Source organism: Streptomyces curacoi (assembly GCF_001513975.1).
Classification (GTDB): Bacteria; Actinomycetota; Actinomycetes; order Streptomycetales; family Streptomycetaceae; genus Streptomyces; species Streptomyces curacoi.
The window spans coordinates 316,815-333,089 of record NZ_KQ947984.1; the positions used below are offsets into that span (position 1 = coordinate 316,815).

Here is a 16,275-nt window from a genome sequence, read left to right on the forward strand (position 1 = left end):
CGCAGGGCGGTCAGCCCTTGGCAGCCTTCTTCTCCTCGGCATCCTGAATCACGGCCTCGGCCACCTGCTGCATCGACATCCGACGATCCATGGACGTCTTCTGGATCCACCGGAACGCCGCAGGCTCGGTCAACCCGTACTCCGTCTGCAGCACCGACTTCGCCCGGTCCACCAGCTTCCGCGTCTCCAGCCGCTGCGTGAGGTCGGCGACCTCCTTCTCCAGCTCCTTCAACTCCGTGAACCGCGACACGGCCATCTCGATCGCCGGCACGACATCACTCTTGCTGAACGGCTTCACCAAATACGCCATCGCACCGGCGTCCCGAGCCCGCTCGACCAGATCCCGCTGCGAGAACGCCGTCAGCATCAGCACCGGCGCGATGCTCTCCTCAGCGATCTTCTCCGCCGCCGAAATACCATCCAGCTTCGGCATCTTCACATCGAGGATCACCAGGTCCGGCCGGTGCTCACGGGCCAGCTCCACGGCCTGCTCACCATCACCGGCCTCACCGACGACGGTGTACCCCTCCTCTTCGAGCATCTCTTTGAGATCGAGCCGGATCAGCGCCTCGTCCTCGGCAATGACGACACGGGTCGTCAGCGGAGGCACGTGCGACTTGTCGTCGTCGGGCGCGTCTACGGGCTGGGGCGACTCGGGGGCGGTCACGGGGGCTCCTCGTTCAGGGGCAGGGGTGCTGCTGACATGAGGGTACCTAGCTGCGGTAAGGTGGGTGCACGGCGGGTGACTGCCAACCTTCGTTTTAGAGGAAGCCCCGGTAGTCCAGCGGGAGAGACACGGTGCTCAAACCACCGACAGCGTGGGTTCGAATCCCACCCGGGGCACTTTTCCTTCGATTCCAAGGTCGACGCTAGCAAGCGGATGTCCACGTTCTCGTGAACATCCGCTTTTTGCTGCGTGTCGCCGCGATCACTCTCACAGAGTGATCGCATGGAACAGCACAACTCTTCGATTCGCGCCCAAGCTGTCGCACTCATGCGCCAAGGCATCCCGAACCGCATAGTCGCGGAGCAGCTCAACATCCCGCGAGGAACCGTCGGCTGGTGGCGCAGCGAAGATCGCAGGGCGCGCGGCGAGGCATACGAGCAACCCACAGACTGCCCCCGGTGCACCGGCCGCGAGTTCGACCAGGTTGCGTACGCCTATCTGCTCGGCCTCTACCTGGGTGACGGCCACATCGTCTCGAAGCGCAAGCAGCACCACCTGTCCATCTTCTGCAACGCCACGCAGACGGGCCTGATCGCCGCCGCCGCAGAAGCGATGCGCAAGGTGATGCCACTGCCGAGCGTCAAGCAGCGCTACACGCCAGGCTGCGTCGAGGTGAAGTCGTACACCAAGCACTGGACCTGCATGTTTCCCCAGCATGGCCCCGGCAAGAAGCACGAGCGCGCCATCGCCCTCGAACCCTGGCAGCAGGACATCGTCGATGCTCACCTTTGGGAGTTCATCCGCGGCCTCATCCACTCCGACGGCTGCCGCATCACCAACTGGACGACCCGCATGGTCGCCGGTGAGCGCAAGCGCTACGAATACCCCCGGTACTTCTTCACCAATGTGTCCGACGACATCCGGCGGCTCTACACCGACACCCTCGACAAACTCGGCATCGAGTGGACCCACTGCACTCGCAACGGCAACCCGTACAACATCTCCGTCGCCAAGAAGGCCTCCGTAGCCCTCCTCGACACTCACGTAGGCCCCAAGCACTAACCACGAAGGGCCCCTCCCCAAGAAGGGCCCTTCGTCTGCTACTTGGGGCTGTCGTCCTCGCCGATGTGATGTACCCGGACCATGTTCGTCGAGCCCGAGACTCCGGGCGGCGAACCCGCCGTGATGACGACCGTGTCGCCCTTCTTGCAGCGGCCGTACTTCAGCAGCAATTCGTCCACCTGATCGACCATCGCGTCCGTCGACTCCACGTGCGGCCCGAGGAACGTCTCCACACCCCACGTCAGATTCAGCTGCGAGCGCGTGGCCGGCTCCGGGGTGAACGCCAGCAGTGGGATCGGTGAGCGGTAGCGGGACAGGCGGCGGGCCGTGTCGCCGGACTGGGTGAAGGCGACGAGGAACTTGGCGCCCAGGAAGTCGCCCATCTCCGCCGCCGCCCTGGCGACGGCGCCGCCCTGGGTGCGGGGCTTGTTGCGTTCCGTCAGCGGCGACAGGCCCTTCGCGAGGATGTCCTCCTCGGCCGCCTCGACGATCCGGGCCATCGTCCTGACCGTCTCGATGGGGTACTTGCCGACGCTGGTCTCCCCCGACAGCATGACCGCGTCCGTGCCGTCGATGACCGCGTTCGCCACGTCGCTCGCCTCCGCCCTCGTCGGGCGGGAGTTGTCGATCATCGAGTCGAGCATCTGCGTTGCGACGATCACCGGCTTGGCGTTGCGCTTGGCCAGTTTGATGGCGCGTTTCTGGACGATCGGGACCTGTTCGAGGGGCATCTCGACGCCCAGGTCGCCGCGCGCGACCATGATGCCGTCGAAGGCGGCCACGATGTCGTCGATCGCCTCGACGGCCTGTGGTTTCTCCACCTTGGCGATGACGGGGAGGCGGCGGCCTTCCTCGTCCATGATGCGGTGGACGTCCTCGATGTCGCGGCCACTGCGCACGAAGGACAGCGCGATCACGTCGAAGCCGGTGCGCAGGGCCCAGCGGAGGTCGGCCTCGTCCTTCTCGGACAGGGCGGGGACCGAGACGGCGACGCCGGGGAGGTTGAGGCCCTTGTTGTCGGAGACCATGCCTCCCTCGACGACCGTCGTGTGGACGCGCGGGCCGTCGACGGAGGTGACTTCCAGGCATACCTTGCCATCGTCGACGAGGATGCGTTCGCCGGGGGTGACGTCGTCGGCGAGGCCGGTGTAGGTGGTGCCGCAGATCTCCCGGTCGCCCTCGACTCCCTCCTCGACGGTGATGGTGAAGGTGTCCCCGTGTTCAAGGAGTACGGGTCCTTCGGTGAAGCGGCCGAGGCGGATCTTCGGGCCCTGAAGGTCGGCGAGGACGCCGACGCTGCGGCCGGTCTCGTCGGAGGCCTTGCGGACGTGCTGGTAGCGCTCCTCGTGGTCGGCGTAGCTGCCGTGGCTGAGGTTGAAGCGGGCGACGTCCATGCCGGCGTCGACCAGTGCCTTTATCTGGTCGTAGGAGTCGGTGGCAGGGCCCAGGGTGCAGACGATTTTCGCTCGGCGCATGTTTCGACTCTATGACTTACCGGCGGGTAGAGATTTGGTGGGGCGTGACCACTCAACAACCTTTACATGAAGGGTTGTTGACAAGGGTTGAATTGTGCGGCGGGGTGCTCCGATGAGCAATTCGTAGTACCCCGCCGGGGTGCTCACAGTTGCGGCGGCGCCATGGTGAACCGGGCGTTCACCTGGGCGTGGACGTGTTGGCGTTGGGGTTCGAGGTCGAGGGGGGCTGCTGCGGAGTCCTCTGCGGTGGCGTAGGCCATGGAGCGCATGCGGCCGGCGGGGGCGGCCAGGGCGGGGGGCTGGGGGTTCTCCGCGCCGATGTCGGCGAGTTCCACGAGTGCGGCCAGTGATGTTCCCAGGGCTTCGGCGTACTCGCGTGCCCGCTGTACGGCTTCTCGTACGGCCTGTTGCCGGGCTTCGCGGTAGGCCGGTGAGTCGGGGCGCAGGGCCCACCAGGGGCCGTCCACGTGGGTGAGGTCCATGTCGGCGAGTCGGGTGGTGAGTTCGCCGAGGGCGGTGAAGTCTGTGAGTTCGGCGGTGACGTGGACGCGGCCGTGGTAGGCGTGGATGCGTTCGCCGCGGCCTTTTTCCTTGAGTTCGGGGGTGATGGAGAAGGAGCCGGTTTCGAGGCGTTCGACGGCGTCGCCGTAGGTTTTGACGAGGTCGAGGACGGTGGTGTTGCGGCGGGTGAGGTCGTCGAGGGCGGCGCGGCGGTCTTTGCCGCGGGCGGCGACGGTGACGCCGATGCGGGCGATCTCGGGGTCGACTTCGAGGTGGGCCTCGCCGCGGACGGCGATGCGTGGTGCGGTGGGGGTGCCGTAGGGCACTGCGGGCGGGGGTTCCTGTGAAGGGGCGGTCATACGTCCCACTCTGTCATCGCTTGCTCGGTTACGGCCCTCGTAGGTCATCAGATCGAAACGTGCGGGGTCTGTTCGCCCTGGACATGGCCAGGTCAGAATCTACGCGCGTCCGCATGTGTGGCGGACGTATCTACGCGCGTTGTTGACCGTTCCCCCGGGAGAAGCACTCATGCCGTTGAACCGCCGGAAGTTCCTGAAGAAGTCCGCCGTGACCGGGGCGGGGGTGGCGGTCGCCGGTGCGGCGGCGGCTCCGGCGGCGCAGGCCGCGGAGGCGACGACGGCCACGGCGGCGAAGAAGCGTGTGAAGCGGTACTCGCTGACGGTGATGGGCACGACCGATCTGCACGGCAACATCTTCAACTGGGATTACTTCAAGGACGCGGAGTTCTCGGACGCCAAGGGCAACGCGAAGGGTCTGGCGCGTGTCTCGACCTTGGTGAACCAGGTGCGGGAGGAGAAGGGCCGCCGCAACACGCTGCTCATCGACGCGGGCGACACGATCCAGGGCACGCCGCTGACGTACTACTACGCGAAGGTGGACCCGATCACCGCGGAGGGTGGTCCGATCCACCCGATGGCGGCGGCGATGAACGCGATCGGGTATGACGCGGTGGCGCTGGGCAACCACGAGTTCAACTACGGCATCGGGACGCTGCGGAAGTTCGAGGAGCAGTGCGATTTTCCGCTGCTGGGTGCGAACGCGCTGGACGCGAAGACGCTGAAGCCGGCCTTCCCGCCGTACTTCATCAAGAAGTTCTGTGTGCCGGGTGCGCCGCCGGTGAAGGTGGCGGTGCTCGGTCTGACCAACCCGGGTATCGCGATCTGGGACAAGGCGTACGTCGACGGCAAGATGGTGTTCCCGGGTCTGGAGGAGCAGGCCGCGAAGTGGGTGCCGAAGCTGCGGTCGATGGGTGCGGACGTGGTGGTCGTGTCGGCGCATTCGGGTTCGTCGGGGACGTCGTCGTACGGTGACCAGCTGCCGTACATCGAGAACTCGTCGGCGCTGGTGGCTCAGCAGGTGCCGGGTATCGACGCGATTCTGGTCGGGCACGCGCACACGGAGATCGCGGAGCTGCTGGTCACGAACGAGAAGACGGGCAGGACGGTCGTGCTGTCGGAGCCGCTGTGTTATGCGCAGCGGCTGACGCTGTTCGACTTCGAGCTGGTCCTCGAGAAGGGCCGCTGGTCGGTCGAGTCGGTGAAGGCGACGGTGCGTGACTCGAAGACGGTCGCGGACGACCCGAAGATCACCAAGTTGCTGAAGGACGACCACGACATCGTTGTGGAGTATGTCAACCAGGTGGTGGGCACGGCGACAGAGAAGCTGACGACGGTCGAGGCGCGCTACAAGGACGCCCCGATCATCGACCTGATCACCAAGGTCCAGGAGGACGTGGTGAAGGCGGCGCTGGCGGGCACGGAGTATGCCGCGCTGCCGGTGATCTCCCAGGCGTCGCCGTTCTCCCGGACGTCGGAGATTCCGGCCGGGGAGGTGACCATCCGGGATCTGTCGAGTCTGTATGTGTACGACAACACGCTGGTCGCCAAGTTGATGACGGGTGCGCAGATCAAGGCGTACCTGGAGTACTCGGCGGAGTACTTCGTGCAGACGGCCGCCGACGCGGCGGTCGATGTGAACAAGCTGACCAACGCGAACGGGCGTCCGGACTACAACTACGACTATGTGTCGGGGCTGTCGTACGAGATCGACATCGCGCAGGCGGCGGGGTCGCGGATCAAGAACCTGGCCTACAACGGTGCCGCGTTGGACGACGCTCAGAAGTTCGTGTTCGCGGTGAACAACTACCGGGCCAACGGCGGTGGCGCGTTCCCGCATGTGGCGGCGGCGCAGGAGCTGTGGTCGGAGTCGACGGAGATCCGTACGCGGATCGCGGAGTGGGTGACCGCGAAGGGTGTGCTGGACCCGAAGGAGTTCGCGTCGGTGGACTGGAAGCTGACGCGGAACGGTACGCCGGTGTTCTAGGCCGGACGGAACGAAGGCCGGCGGTCGGTCGCCGGCCTTCGTTCGGAGGTGGTGGGCGGCGCGGGGAGTGGGGTCCCGTGCCGCCCGGGTGTGGTCACAGCAGGCTGTTCACGCTGGTCTGGATGGCCGCCACGTCGCCGGCGATCGCGGCCGTGGCCTGTACGCCGGGGGCGATGAATCCGAGCCAGCGCAGCAGGACGTTGCGGCGCGGCTCCTCCTGGGCGAGTTCCTCCTCGATGTGCCCGGCGGCGTCGACGAGTTCCGCGCCGTCCTCGTACTCGTCCTGGTGGGCGCGGAGTTGTTCGCGCAGCAGCCGTGCGGCTTCGCGGAGTTCGGCGATGGCGGCCTGGTGGTCGGCCGTCGTCTGGGGGCCGGTGCTGGCCGTGGAGTGGTCGAGGGCGACCGCGCTGTTGTCGATGCTGACGTTTCCGCCGGCGCTGATGCCGCTGTTGTTTGCCCTGCCGGTGTCTGACATGGCGTCACCTTCCTCTGTTCCTGGGTGCTGCGGGCGGGGTGGGGGCGGAGGGTCCGGCGGGGCCGGGGGTCACGGGGGTGCCGCCGCCCGTCTGGCCGCGGCGGAACATCTGGGCGAGGCTGCCGCCGACGCCGACGGCGGAGTCGTTGACGGTCACGTTTCCGCCCGCGTACAGGCCGGAGTTGTAGATGGTGGTCTGGCGCTGGACGAGGTCGCTGGAGTCGATGTTGTGGTCTTCCATGAACTGCACCAGGGCGTCCAGGACGCGGTGTTCGACCGTCTTGGCGTACAGCTCGCGGTCGAGTTGCTGGAAGTAGCGGTAGTAGAGCTGGTCGCTGGCGGCGTCGCGGATGCTGAAGGACGCTCCGTAGTTGAACTGGCGGTGGCGGATCTCGCGGGCCTGGCGGCGTTGCTTGCTGTGCTCGATGAGGGGGGAGAACAGGCCCGCGATGGCGGAGAAGGGCGACCCGATCAGCAGTGCGGGGGTGCGGAACCCGGCGCTGCTCACCAGGCCCAGGAACTGTCGGAAGGTGGGCGAGTCGAGCAGTTGGTCCGCGATGCGGTAGCGCTCGCGCACCGGGGCGAGCAGGGAGCTGCTGCCTTCGATGAAGAGCATTTTGCGGTCGGACAGCAGCGCGCACCGCAGGAAGAGGGTGGCGGCTAGTTCGCCGCTCCAGCCTGTGACCCGGATGGCCAGGTAGGGGCGGGCCCGGCCCTTGCCGTCCTCGCGCAGTTCCCGCAGGAGGTCGGGGGAGACTTTCTCGCTGGGTGGCCCGGCGGGGTCGGGCAGCAGCTCGGCCCGGGTCCGGTCGTCCACTCCGTACAGCAGGTCTCCGCCGTTGACCAGCAGAAGGTTTTCCACGTGGACGCCGGGCAGTTTCAGGTCTCCGACCCGGGCGGCGAGGTGGTCGTTGAGCTCGTGGACGGTGAAGGGCACGACCTGCTCGCCCTCTTCGGGGCGTGAGGTGTCGAGTGCGAAGGACCAGGTGCTCGTTGCCTGTCCGTGGCCGACGAAGGGGGCGTAGAGGGAGAAGACCACGACGTTGCCCCGGTCTCGTCGCTCTATCTCCTCGATGCGCCGTCGCTTGTCGGCGGTGAGCGGCTGGGGGGCTTGGTCGGGGGCGAAGTTCTCTCGTCTGAGCTGCCGGGCGACGACGCCGTAGTGCACGGTGAGGGATTCGACGGCGACGATGGCCCAGGCCACGAGGAAGCCCAGGAACAGTGAGGCGCCGAAGGCGAAGGGCAGCGTGACCAGGATGACGAAAAGGACCAGGGCGAGCAGGACGTCCCGTCCGGCCTGGCGGCGTCGGGCTGCCAGCGCGTGCCGCAGTACGCAGGCGAGGTCGACGCCCGGTGAGGAGGCGACGGCGCGGCGCGGTTCCTCCAGGATCTGTTCGACGGCCTGGCGGGCGAACTTGGTGTCGGTGTGGACGGCGGTGCACAGGTACCGGGTGACGTCGCGGGCGAAGCGGGGCGCCGATGTCGGCTGCGGGGCCGGGGAGGGCGCGGTCGGTGCGGGGACGATGGGGCGCGGCGGGGCGGTGGGGGTTGTGGTGGGGCGGGGTGGGGCGGCGGGTTTGGTGGTCACGGACGGGTTCGCCCCGTCCATCGGGTTGAAGACGCGTACGGTGCCGCAGTCGGAGCAGGTGGTGTAGTTGCGGTCGTTGGCGGCTCCGCAGCGCGGGCACTGGAGTGTGGGTGCGGTCATGGTCGTCTGCCTCCTCTCGGGGAGCGGGAGTGTGCGGTGGTTCGGGGCCGCGTCGGTTCCGGGGTGCCGGTCACTGGTCGGCCGGCAGGCCGGCCGGGGGCTGCTGCGGGTGCGGGGGCGGCTGCGTGTCGGGCCGGGTGGCCGATGCGGTGGGGGTTTCGTGGGGGGTGGAGCGGGTGGGGGAGGTGGGCCGCGGGGCCGGGGTGCTTGGGGTTGTTTTGTGGTGTGTGGAGCGGGTGGGGGTGGTGCTGTGCGTCGGCTCGGGTGCTGCTTCGGTCTCGCCGTCCGGGGAGAGCAGCCGCAGGAGGACGGCCGCCGCCGCGCAGGCGGTGGCGGTGAGCAGGAGCCGGTTGTGCGACCGGGTGGTGTGGCGGGCGGACACGGTCGCTCCTCGCGGTCGGGGCGCTGGGGGACGGTGGGTGGTGCGGTGGCGGGTTCTGGTTCGTGGTGGCGGCCATGGTGGTCAGTCCATGTACTCGGCCGAGACCGTGAGGTACTCCTCGCTGACCGGCTGGGCGGTGAACCCGGGGGCGGAGCGCGGGATCTGCATCTCCCCCGCGCGGGAGGAGGCGACCAGTGAGTTGAGCAGGCTGCCGAGTGCTTCCAGCAGGGCGTGGTCCTGGTCGGTGCCCGCGTCGGCGAGGAAGGCGGCCTTGGTGGCGACCTTGCCGAGGACGTCCGGGTTGGCGGCGCCGAAGCCGTAGCTGATGACGTGCGGGTAGCGGGGCCAGGAGCGGTTGACGAGCCGTCGGAACGCGTCGTGCCAGCCGTCGTCGGTCGGGGCGCCGTCGGTGAGGAGGAACATGACCGGGCGCAGTACGGCCATGCCCATGCCGCGCAGCTCGTCGACGTCCGTTTCGATGCGGCTGTGTACGAGGTCGAAGGCCGCGGAGTAGTTGGTCAGTCCGTTGCACACGACTTCCGGCATCATCTGGATGCGGTCGAGGTCGGTCATTTCGATGATCAAATGCGCGTCGGTGGAGAATGCGATGAGGGACATGTGCGCGAATTCGGAGACCCGGGGGCTCTCGGAAATGGTGGCGTGGAGCTGCGCGAGGGTGCGGTTCAGGGTGTTCTGGTGGGGTTCCATGGAACTCGACGCGTCGATCACGAGATACGTCGGCAGGCATTTCTGCCGCAGGTGGTAGACGTGGGGGTCCTGGCCGGGAACCGCGTCACCGTGGTTGCTCATCTGCGTTCCTCTTCCGCTGTTCGACTGGGGGGTGGGCGTTCGCCCGGGAGCACGGTCCGTCTCGGAACCGGCTTCAGGAGGCGTTCGCCGCGATGATCACGATCAACAGGACGGTGACGAACAGGGCCACGAGAGCCCACGTCACGTTTTCCTTGGACCGTTCGGGCCGCTGGGGCTGTTTGGGCTGTGTCCCGGTGGCGGGCTTGCCGGTCCTGGTGAGGGCGGTCTGCCGCGGCTGCTGGGTCGTGTCGCCGCGCCGGACGGCGGGCCGGGCGGGCAGCGGGGACCGGGCGACGGGCGAGCGGACCAGGGGGCCGTCGTCCAGCGCGGCGAGCAGTGCCGAGCTGCGGGGCCTTCTGTCGCGGTCCTGGGCCCAGAGCATGTCGAGCAGCAGGTCCGCCGCGCCGCGGGGGACGCCGGCCGGCGGGTCAGCGAGGGTGTGCAGCACTTCCGCGAGGTTGCGGGTCCCGGTCAGGCAGCGGGCGGTGAGCAGCGCGACGCGGTAGCGGTCGGTGTGCAGGTCGGCGGGGGTGCCGGGCGGGGCCAGCGGGTCCTCCCAGCCGGGCTGGTACACGTCGTCGCCGGTGTGCTGGGCGCAGCCGTCCATGTCGATGAGGTAGACGGAGTAGTCGCCCGGGTTCCAGAAGGCGTTGGCGTAGTTCCAGTCGGAGTAGACCAGCTTGCGTTCCTCCAGCGCGGCGGCGATGCCGACTAGGCAGCGGCAGGCGGTGAGGCGCTGTTCGGGGGTGGGCGGGGTGCCGTTTCTCGCGAAGCGTTCGTCGGAGCGGGCGAGGGTGTCGATCTCGCGGAATCCGCCTCCGGGCAGCGCGAAGGCGTCCGGGGCCGTCGGGATGAGGCAGCCGATGGCGGCCGAGGTGTCGTCGGTGACGCGGGCGACGGGCCAGGAGGTGCGGCTCAGCAGCACTTCGCGGGAGGGGCGTCCGGCGGCGGCATCCGAGCGGCCGAAGGCGACGAGCCGGTCCAGCCGGTCGGCGTCGGTGTCGTCGAGCGGTTTCTTGTACCGCTTGAACAGCAGGTCGGGTCCGCTGCCGGGTGTGCTGACGCGGGTCACCGCGGAGCTCTGGCCGTTGTTGGTGGCGATCTGTTCGCCGAGGCTGCCCAGTGCGGTCAGTGGGGTGACCGGTGGCAGGGCCCACGCCGACCGGTCCGCGGTCATGACGCCCACCCGCCGGGCCCGGTGAGCGGTTCGCCTGCCGGGCCGGGGCCCCGCTCGGGTGGCCCGGTACGGGCGTCGGGGTCGATCCAGACGGTGACCGACGTACGGTCGTCCAGGAAGCGTTCGGCGTCGAAGCCGACGTCGTTGAGGTAGGAGGCGACGGGCAGCGGCAGCCGCCAGCGGTCGGCCAGGTAGGTGTTGAGTTCGTCGATGGTGGCGAGGCCGTCGCCGACGCCGTCGGACACGAGGGAGACCACGTCGCCGGGGCGCAGGGCGAGTCGGGTCTCGCGGGCGGCGTGCGGGTCGGCGGGGAGGGTGTGGGTGACGGCGTTGGTGTCGTAGTCGGCGGTGGCGCCCTTGCGGTCGCCGGCGGCGTACTGCCAGCGCTTGTCGTCGAGCTGCCACAGGGAGGCGTCGCCGAGCCAGGCGGCCCACATGGTGCGTTCGCCGGACGGGCCCGCCGGGCGGGCGGGGATCACCGCGACGAAGAGGACGGCGCAGACGTCGGCGGGGTCGAGCCCGCGCCGGGCCGCCTCGCGGCGCATGGCGGTGGCTGCCTCTTCGAAGAGCTCCGCCGCCGACAGCCGCACCGGCGCGCCGGGGTCGTCGAGTTGGCGTCTGAGGTGGTTGACGGCCGTGCTCGCCGCGACGGCGGCTCCGAGTTCGGCGTGCTCACTGCTGGAGACGCCGTCGGCGACGGCCAGCAGCAGGTGGTCGCCGGACGCGTCGCGTGTCATGCGGTAGGCGTCCTGGCGGGCGGTGGCGGGTTCCTGGCAGCGGTGGCCCGGGCCGACGAGTGAGGCGGCCCGTACGGCGAGGTCGCCGAGCCGTGCCTCGTCGGCGGCGACACCGGAGGCGGCCGGCCGTAACGGCAGCAGCCAGGGGAAACGCTGGGCCTTCGAGCCGGCTCCGAAGCGGGGCACGCAGGTGGGGGCCGGTGCGCGGGCGGCGAGAGCGCGGCCGGCGGCGGGCGCGGGGCGGGTGAGGGGCGGGCGGTACGGCTCGTCGGGCAGGAGCAACGGGTCCCGGGGGACCGGCGCGGGAGTGCCCGCGGGCTCGTACTCCGCGGCACGTAACGCCAGGAACAGTAATCCCGTGGCGAGCAGGACCAATAAGTCGATCACCAAGCGAAAGAAAAGATCGTCCGCCGGGAAATAGATCACGAGGAACATGCCCCCGAAAAGAACCATCGCCCAGATCAGACGCCCCCGTTGCAGCGACATGCCCGGGACGGTATCAGCGCTTCCGGGCGCACGGGAGGGACATGGAATATTCTCGTGGCCTTTTTTTGCGCCCCCTCCCGTAATTCTTCACGGCGGTCGCACAGATATCCGTAACGGTTGATCCTGGAGTGACGGCGAATTTCAGCCAGGAGTTCGACAGGTGTACGTCTTTTCCGGCGGCGGCCATGTCCTGGCCGTGTCGGGGCCGTCGCGACCGCCGCCGGGTTCCTGCGCTGTCTGCGGTCGCCTACCGCCCTTCGACCAGTGGGGTGAGTACCTTCGCCTGGCGTGCGGACGGGATCTGCGGCTGGGCTTCGAGGCCGAAGGTGGTGAAGGCCGTACGGGAGGGCAGGGGGTAGGCCTCCTTCCCGGTGAGGGAGTTGAGGATGGTGGCGCTGCGCCAGGCCGCGAGGCCGAGGTCGGGGGTGCCGATGCCGTGGGAGTGGCGTTCGGCGTTCTGGACGTAGACGTGACAGCCGGAGCCGGTGACGGACGGGTCCATGACCAGGCGGTACTGGTCGTCGATACGGGGGCGTTCCTGGCTGTCGAGGCGCAGGTAGGGGTCGAGGCCGGCGAGGATGCGGCTGAGGGGGCGCTCGCGGTAGCCGGTGGCCAGGACGACCGCGTCGGTGGTCATGCGGGAGCGGGTGTCCTGCTGGACGTGCTCCAGGTGGAGTTCGACCTTGGTCGTGGCGACCCGGCCGGCGGTGCGGACGCGGACGCCGGGGGTGAGGACGGCGTCGGGCCAGCCGCCGTGCAGGGTGCGGCGGTAGAGCTCGTCGTGGATGGCGGCGAGGGTGCCGGCGTCGATGCCCTTGTGGAGCTGCCACTGGGAGGCCGCGAGCTGGTCGCGGACCGGTTCGGCGAGGGCGTGGAAGTAGCGCGTGTAGTCGGGGGTGAAGTGCTCCAGGCCGAGCTTGGAGTACTCCATGGGTGCGAACGCCTCGGTGCGGCCGAGCCAGTGGAGCCGCTCGCGTCCGGCGGGGCGGTGCCGCAGCAGGTCCAGGAAGACCTCGGCGCCGGACTGTCCCGACCCGATGACGGTGATGTGCTCGGCGGCGAGGAGCCTCTCGCGGTGGTCGAGGTAGTCGGCGGCGTGGATGACGGGGACGGTGGGCGCGTCGACGAGGGGCCTGAGCGGGTCGGGGACGTAGGGCTCGGTGCCGATGCCGAGGACGATGTTCTTGGTGTACGTACGGCCGAGGGCCTCGGCCTCGCCGTCCGGGGCGAGCTGGGTGAAGTCGACCTCGAAGACGTCGCGTTCGGGGTTGAAGCGGACGGCGTCGACCTGGTGGCCGAAGCGCAGGGCGGGGAGGTTCTCGCAGACCCAGCGGCAGTAGGCGTCGTACTCGGCGCGCTGGATGTGGAAGCGCTCGGCGAAGTAGAAGGGGAAGAGCCGGTCGCGGGTCCTGAGGTAGCTGAGGAAGGACCAGGGGCTGGCGGGGTCGGCGAGCGTCACCAGGTCGGCGAGGAAGGGGACTTGGATGCGGGCGCCGTCGATGAGGAGCCCCGGGTGCCAGGCGAAGGCCGGGCGCTGTTCGTAGAAGACGGCGTCGAGTTCGGCGAGGGGGTGGGCGAGGGCGGCGAGGGAGAGGTTGAAGGGTCCGATGCCGATGCCTACGAGGTCGCGGGGGGCGTCGGGATCCTGGCGTTGGGGGTGGGGGTGCGGGGGTGTCTTGCGCGCTGTTCGAGGGCCGGCGTCGGGGGCCGGCCGGGGGCTCGGGCAGGCGGGGGTGCCGGTGTGGGGGATCGTGCGGGGGCTCGCGTGGGGGCCCGTGTGCGGGAGCTTCTGCGGGGCCGGGTGGGGGCCGGTGTACTGGTTCGGCTGCACGCTTGCGTGAGGGCCGGTGTGGGGGTTCGGCTGCGGGATCATCCGGGGGTGTTTCCTTCCACCAGTTTCAGGAGGGCGGCCAGGTCGTCCGGGCGCGTGTGCGGATTGAGGAACGTGGCCTTGAGCCACAGGCGCCCGTCTAAACGGGCCCGGCCGAGGACGGCACGGCCGTCGGTGAGGAGCCTTCGGCGTACGGCGGCGACGGCGGCGTCGGTGGCGTGCGCGGGCCGGAACAGGACCGTGCTGATGGTGGGCGGGTCGTAGAGCTCGAACCCGGGGTGGTCGTGGACGAGGGCGGCGAACTCCGCTGCCCGCTCGCAGACCTGCTCGACGAGCCGGCCGAGGCCACTGCGGCCGAGCGTCCCGAGAGTGACGGCGATCTTGAGAACGTCGGGCCTGCGGCTGGTGCGCAGGGAGCGGCCGAGCAGGTCGGGCAGGCCCGCTTCGGTGTCGTCGTCGGCGTTGAGGTAGTCGGCACGGTGGTGGAGCACGGCGAGGTCGCCCGGGTCCCGGACGGCGAGAACACCCGCCGCGACGGGCTGCCAGCCGAGCTTGTGCAGGTCGAGAGTGACGGTGTCGGCGGCGTCGAGGCCGGTCAGCGGGGCCCGGTGCCGGTCACTGAAGAGGAGGCCTCCGCCGTAGGCGGCGTCGACATGGAGACGGGCCCCATGGGCCGCGCACAGGGCGGCGATCTCGGGCAGGGGGTCGATGAGCCCGGCGTCGGTCGTACCGGCGGTGGCGGCGACGATGTGCGGGCCGGGTAGCTGCCTGAGGGCCTCGTCCAGGCAGGCGGGGTCGAGGACACCGGCCGGGGCGGGCACGACGACGGGCTCGGGCAGCCCGAGCAGCCAGGCGGCGCGGGGCAGCGAGTGGTGGGCGTTGGCCCCGTGAACGAGCCGGACTCCGGCGCCGTGCGCTTCTCGGGCGAGGAGCAGGGCGAGTTGATTGGATTCGGTGCCGCCGGTGGTGATCAGGGCGGACGGGGGGTTTCGGGGTGGGGTGGGTGCGGGGGTGGGCGTGGTCCCAGTGGTGGTGTGGGGCGGGGCGGCTTGCGGGGCCGGCGTGACGGGGGCGGTGCGCCGCCTCTCCCCTCCCCCGTCGCCGAAGACCTCGCCCGCGAGTGCCCCCGTCACCAGTGCCTCCAGTTCCGCCGCGCCGGGGCCCTGGTCCCAGGAGTCCAGGGAGGGGTTGAGGGTGGAGGCGGCGAGGTCGGCGGCGGTGGCGAGGGCCAGGGGTGGGCAGTGGAGGTGGGCGGTGCAGAGGGGGTCGGCGGGGTCCGCGGCGTTCTCCGCCAGGGCGCGGACGAGGCTGTGGAGGGCGTGGGGATCGCCCTGGTCCGGCAGTACGTCGCCGACGGCGTCCCGCATGCGCGCGGCGACCGCGTCCGGGCCGCCAGAGGGCAGTGGTCCCCCGCGTGCCCGGGCACCCTCGTCCAGTGCCCGGAGCACGGTGTCGAGCAACGGCCGCAGGGCGCGGGGACCTTCAGGGCCTGAAGCGAGCGACGGCGGCGTGCTCATCGTGTCCTCCCGGGCGCGGGGCAAGAAGGACTTCCAGCTTGTACGCGAATACGTCGTCGCGCCCGAAAAGCCCAACGATCGGAACCCGAAAGGGGGTACTTGCGTGCGGGGAAAGCGTGTCGCAGGAGCGTGCCGGCGGAGGCGGAGTAGAGGAGGCCGGGTCCTCAGTGCCGGAAGTCGTCCACGTGGTCCTCGGCCCACCGGGCGAAGCCGCGGGCGGGGGTGCCGGTGATCCGCTCCACCGTGTCGGTGATCTCCGGGGTGACGCCGACGGTGGCCTCGAAGGCCTTGATCAGGGCCTGGAGCATGTGCGGCGGCACGGCCGGGAAGAGCTCGGGGCCCGCCTGGTCCGGCGGTACCTCGACGAACCGGAGGTCATGGCCGACGGCCCGGCCGATCGCCTGGACCTGCCCGGCGTTGGAGATCGCCTCGGGCCCGGTGAGCCGGTGGACGGCGCCCTCGTGGCCGTCGTCGAGGAGGACGCGTTCGGCGACGGCGGCGATGTCGTCCTCGTGGATGGGCGCCGTCAGCCCGTCGGCGAAGACGCCCCGGACCGTGTGCCCGGCGCGGATCTGCTGGGCCCACTGGAGGGCGTTCACGGCGAAGGCGTTGGGGCGCAGGAAGGTCCACGCCAGGCCGCTGTCGCGGATCTGCCGCTCGACGGTGGCGTGCATGACGTGGATGGGGTGGGTCTCGTCGGCGCCGTCCTGGATGATCCCGGAGGACAGCAGGACGACGTGCCGGACCCCGGCCGCACGGGCCGCCGCCAGCAGGGCCGCGGTCTGCTCGCCGGCCGCCTGGATGTACAGGAACAGCTTGGTCGCGCCCGCGAACAGGGCGGCGGGCCGGTCGGGTTCGAACCGGACCACCTCGGCGCCTGCGGGCAGTCCGGCCCGCTGTGGGTCGCGGGTCAGCGCCCGCACGGGCCGGTCCGCGGCGGCGAGACGTTCGACGAGGGCACGGCCGACGTTGCCGGTGGCGCCGGTCACTACGATCACGGGTTTCCTCCTGGGCCGAGGGCTGATCGTCCTGGGGCCCGTCGAGCCTAGGAAGACCGATCAGCCCGCCGCATCGGCCGGAGGAACCAGTGGCGCCCTACGTCGG

The 16,275-nt window shown here is 69.9% G+C and carries 14 protein-coding genes and 1 tRNA gene; 3 read left to right on the top strand and 12 right to left on the bottom strand.

Going from position 1 to position 16,275, the window contains the following annotated elements; genetic code table 11:
- Positions 1-10: 10 nt before the first annotated feature.
- On the bottom strand, positions 11-667 hold the full coding sequence (locus tag AQI70_RS01420; RefSeq protein WP_062142879.1) for an ANTAR domain-containing response regulator: 657 nt from the start codon (positions 665-667) through the stop codon (positions 11-13).
- A 103-nt stretch (positions 668-770) separates the two neighbouring features.
- Between AQI70_RS01420 and AQI70_RS01425 the strand changes: the two genes are divergently transcribed.
- Positions 771-843, top strand: a tRNA-Leu gene (locus tag AQI70_RS01425).
- A 106-nt stretch (positions 844-949) separates the two neighbouring features.
- Positions 950-1,729 (top strand): hypothetical protein, encoded by a 780-nt coding sequence (locus AQI70_RS01430; RefSeq protein ID WP_062142882.1) that lies wholly within the window; start codon positions 950-952, stop codon positions 1,727-1,729.
- A 38-nt stretch (positions 1,730-1,767) separates the two neighbouring features.
- Here the strand turns inward: AQI70_RS01430 and pyk are convergent, their stop codons facing one another.
- Positions 1,768-3,204, bottom strand: coding sequence for a pyruvate kinase (gene pyk / locus AQI70_RS01435; RefSeq protein WP_062142885.1), 1,437 nt, complete (start codon positions 3,202-3,204; stop codon positions 1,768-1,770).
- 143 nt (positions 3,205-3,347) lie between these two features.
- Complete coding sequence (locus AQI70_RS01440) at positions 3,348-4,064, bottom strand: SIMPL domain-containing protein (RefSeq protein ID WP_062142889.1); 717 nt, start codon at positions 4,062-4,064, stop codon at positions 3,348-3,350.
- A 169-nt stretch (positions 4,065-4,233) separates the two neighbouring features.
- Between AQI70_RS01440 and AQI70_RS01445 the strand changes: the two genes are divergently transcribed.
- Positions 4,234-6,048 (top strand): bifunctional metallophosphatase/5'-nucleotidase, encoded by a 1,815-nt coding sequence (locus AQI70_RS01445; protein ID WP_062142892.1) that lies wholly within the window; start codon positions 4,234-4,236, stop codon positions 6,046-6,048.
- Positions 6,049-6,142: 94 nt separating this feature from the next.
- Here AQI70_RS01445 and AQI70_RS01450 read toward each other — a convergent pair whose 3' ends face one another.
- The 9 genes from AQI70_RS01450 to AQI70_RS01490 all read right to left on the bottom strand — a co-directional run bounded on the left by AQI70_RS01450 (position 6,143) and on the right by AQI70_RS01490 (position 16,169).
- A complete protein-coding gene (locus AQI70_RS01450) occupies positions 6,143-6,523 on the bottom strand; it encodes a hypothetical protein (protein WP_062142897.1) in 381 nt (126 codons plus the stop codon).
- A gap of 4 nt (positions 6,524-6,527) precedes the next feature.
- Positions 6,528-8,231 (bottom strand): TFIIB-type zinc ribbon-containing protein, encoded by a 1,704-nt coding sequence (locus tag AQI70_RS01455; protein ID WP_062142900.1) that lies wholly within the window; start codon positions 8,229-8,231, stop codon positions 6,528-6,530.
- A gap of 70 nt (positions 8,232-8,301) precedes the next feature.
- Positions 8,302-8,613: a hypothetical protein gene (locus tag AQI70_RS01460; protein ID WP_062142903.1), complete on the bottom strand. Its 312-nt coding sequence runs from the start codon at positions 8,611-8,613 to the stop codon at positions 8,302-8,304.
- Between the two features lie 81 nt (positions 8,614-8,694).
- Positions 8,695-9,423 (bottom strand): vWA domain-containing protein, encoded by a 729-nt coding sequence (locus AQI70_RS01465; protein ID WP_062142907.1) that lies wholly within the window; start codon positions 9,421-9,423, stop codon positions 8,695-8,697.
- Between the two features lie 73 nt (positions 9,424-9,496).
- Positions 9,497-10,600, bottom strand: coding sequence for a hypothetical protein (locus AQI70_RS01470; RefSeq protein ID WP_159042600.1), 1,104 nt, complete (start codon positions 10,598-10,600; stop codon positions 9,497-9,499).
- Entirely contained in the window at positions 10,597-11,823 is a 1,227-nt protein-coding gene (locus tag AQI70_RS01475) for a protein phosphatase 2C domain-containing protein (protein WP_062142912.1), read from the bottom strand. The genes AQI70_RS01470 and AQI70_RS01475 overlap by 4 nt, the downstream gene beginning before the upstream one ends.
- A 247-nt stretch (positions 11,824-12,070) precedes the next feature.
- Positions 12,071-13,696 (bottom strand): lysine N(6)-hydroxylase/L-ornithine N(5)-oxygenase family protein, encoded by a 1,626-nt coding sequence (locus tag AQI70_RS01480; protein WP_244181428.1) that lies wholly within the window; start codon positions 13,694-13,696, stop codon positions 12,071-12,073.
- The gene (locus tag AQI70_RS01485; protein ID WP_062142915.1) at positions 13,693-15,171 is read right to left on the bottom strand and encodes a pyridoxal phosphate-dependent decarboxylase family protein; all 1,479 of its coding nucleotides are present in this window, start codon (positions 15,169-15,171) and stop codon (positions 13,693-13,695) included. The genes AQI70_RS01480 and AQI70_RS01485 overlap by 4 nt, the downstream gene beginning before the upstream one ends.
- Before the next feature lie 164 nt (positions 15,172-15,335).
- On the bottom strand, positions 15,336-16,169 hold the full coding sequence (locus AQI70_RS01490) for an NmrA family NAD(P)-binding protein (RefSeq protein ID WP_062142918.1): 834 nt from the start codon (positions 16,167-16,169) through the stop codon (positions 15,336-15,338).
- Positions 16,170-16,275: the final 106 nt, after the last annotated feature.

What these genes read in the sequence shown, in the direction of transcription:
- AQI70_RS01480 (WP_244181428.1), bottom strand. Translation starts at nt 13,696, where the DNA reads ATGATCCCGCAGCCGAACCCCCACACCGGCCCTCACGCAAGCGTGCAG.
- AQI70_RS01455 (WP_062142900.1), bottom strand. Translation starts at nt 8,231, where the DNA reads ATGACCGCACCCACACTCCAGTGCCCGCGCTGCGGAGCCGCCAACGAC.
- AQI70_RS01475 (WP_062142912.1), bottom strand. Translation starts at nt 11,823, where the DNA reads ATGTCGCTGCAACGGGGGCGTCTGATCTGGGCGATGGTTCTTTTCGGG.
- AQI70_RS01440 (WP_062142889.1), bottom strand. Translation starts at nt 4,064, where the DNA reads ATGACCGCCCCTTCACAGGAACCCCCGCCCGCAGTGCCCTACGGCACC.
- AQI70_RS01445 (WP_062142892.1), top strand. Translation starts at nt 4,234, where the DNA reads ATGCCGTTGAACCGCCGGAAGTTCCTGAAGAAGTCCGCCGTGACCGGG.
- AQI70_RS01465 (WP_062142907.1), bottom strand. Translation starts at nt 9,423, where the DNA reads ATGAGCAACCACGGTGACGCGGTTCCCGGCCAGGACCCCCACGTCTAC.
- AQI70_RS01470 (WP_159042600.1), bottom strand. Translation starts at nt 10,600, where the DNA reads ATGACCGCGGACCGGTCGGCGTGGGCCCTGCCACCGGTCACCCCACTG.
- AQI70_RS01450 (WP_062142897.1), bottom strand. Translation starts at nt 6,523, where the DNA reads ATGTCAGACACCGGCAGGGCAAACAACAGCGGCATCAGCGCCGGCGGA.
- AQI70_RS01430 (WP_062142882.1), top strand. Translation starts at nt 950, where the DNA reads ATGGAACAGCACAACTCTTCGATTCGCGCCCAAGCTGTCGCACTCATG.
- AQI70_RS01485 (WP_062142915.1), bottom strand. Translation starts at nt 15,171, where the DNA reads ATGAGCACGCCGCCGTCGCTCGCTTCAGGCCCTGAAGGTCCCCGCGCC.
- pyk (WP_062142885.1), bottom strand. Translation starts at nt 3,204, where the DNA reads ATGCGCCGAGCGAAAATCGTCTGCACCCTGGGCCCTGCCACCGACTCC.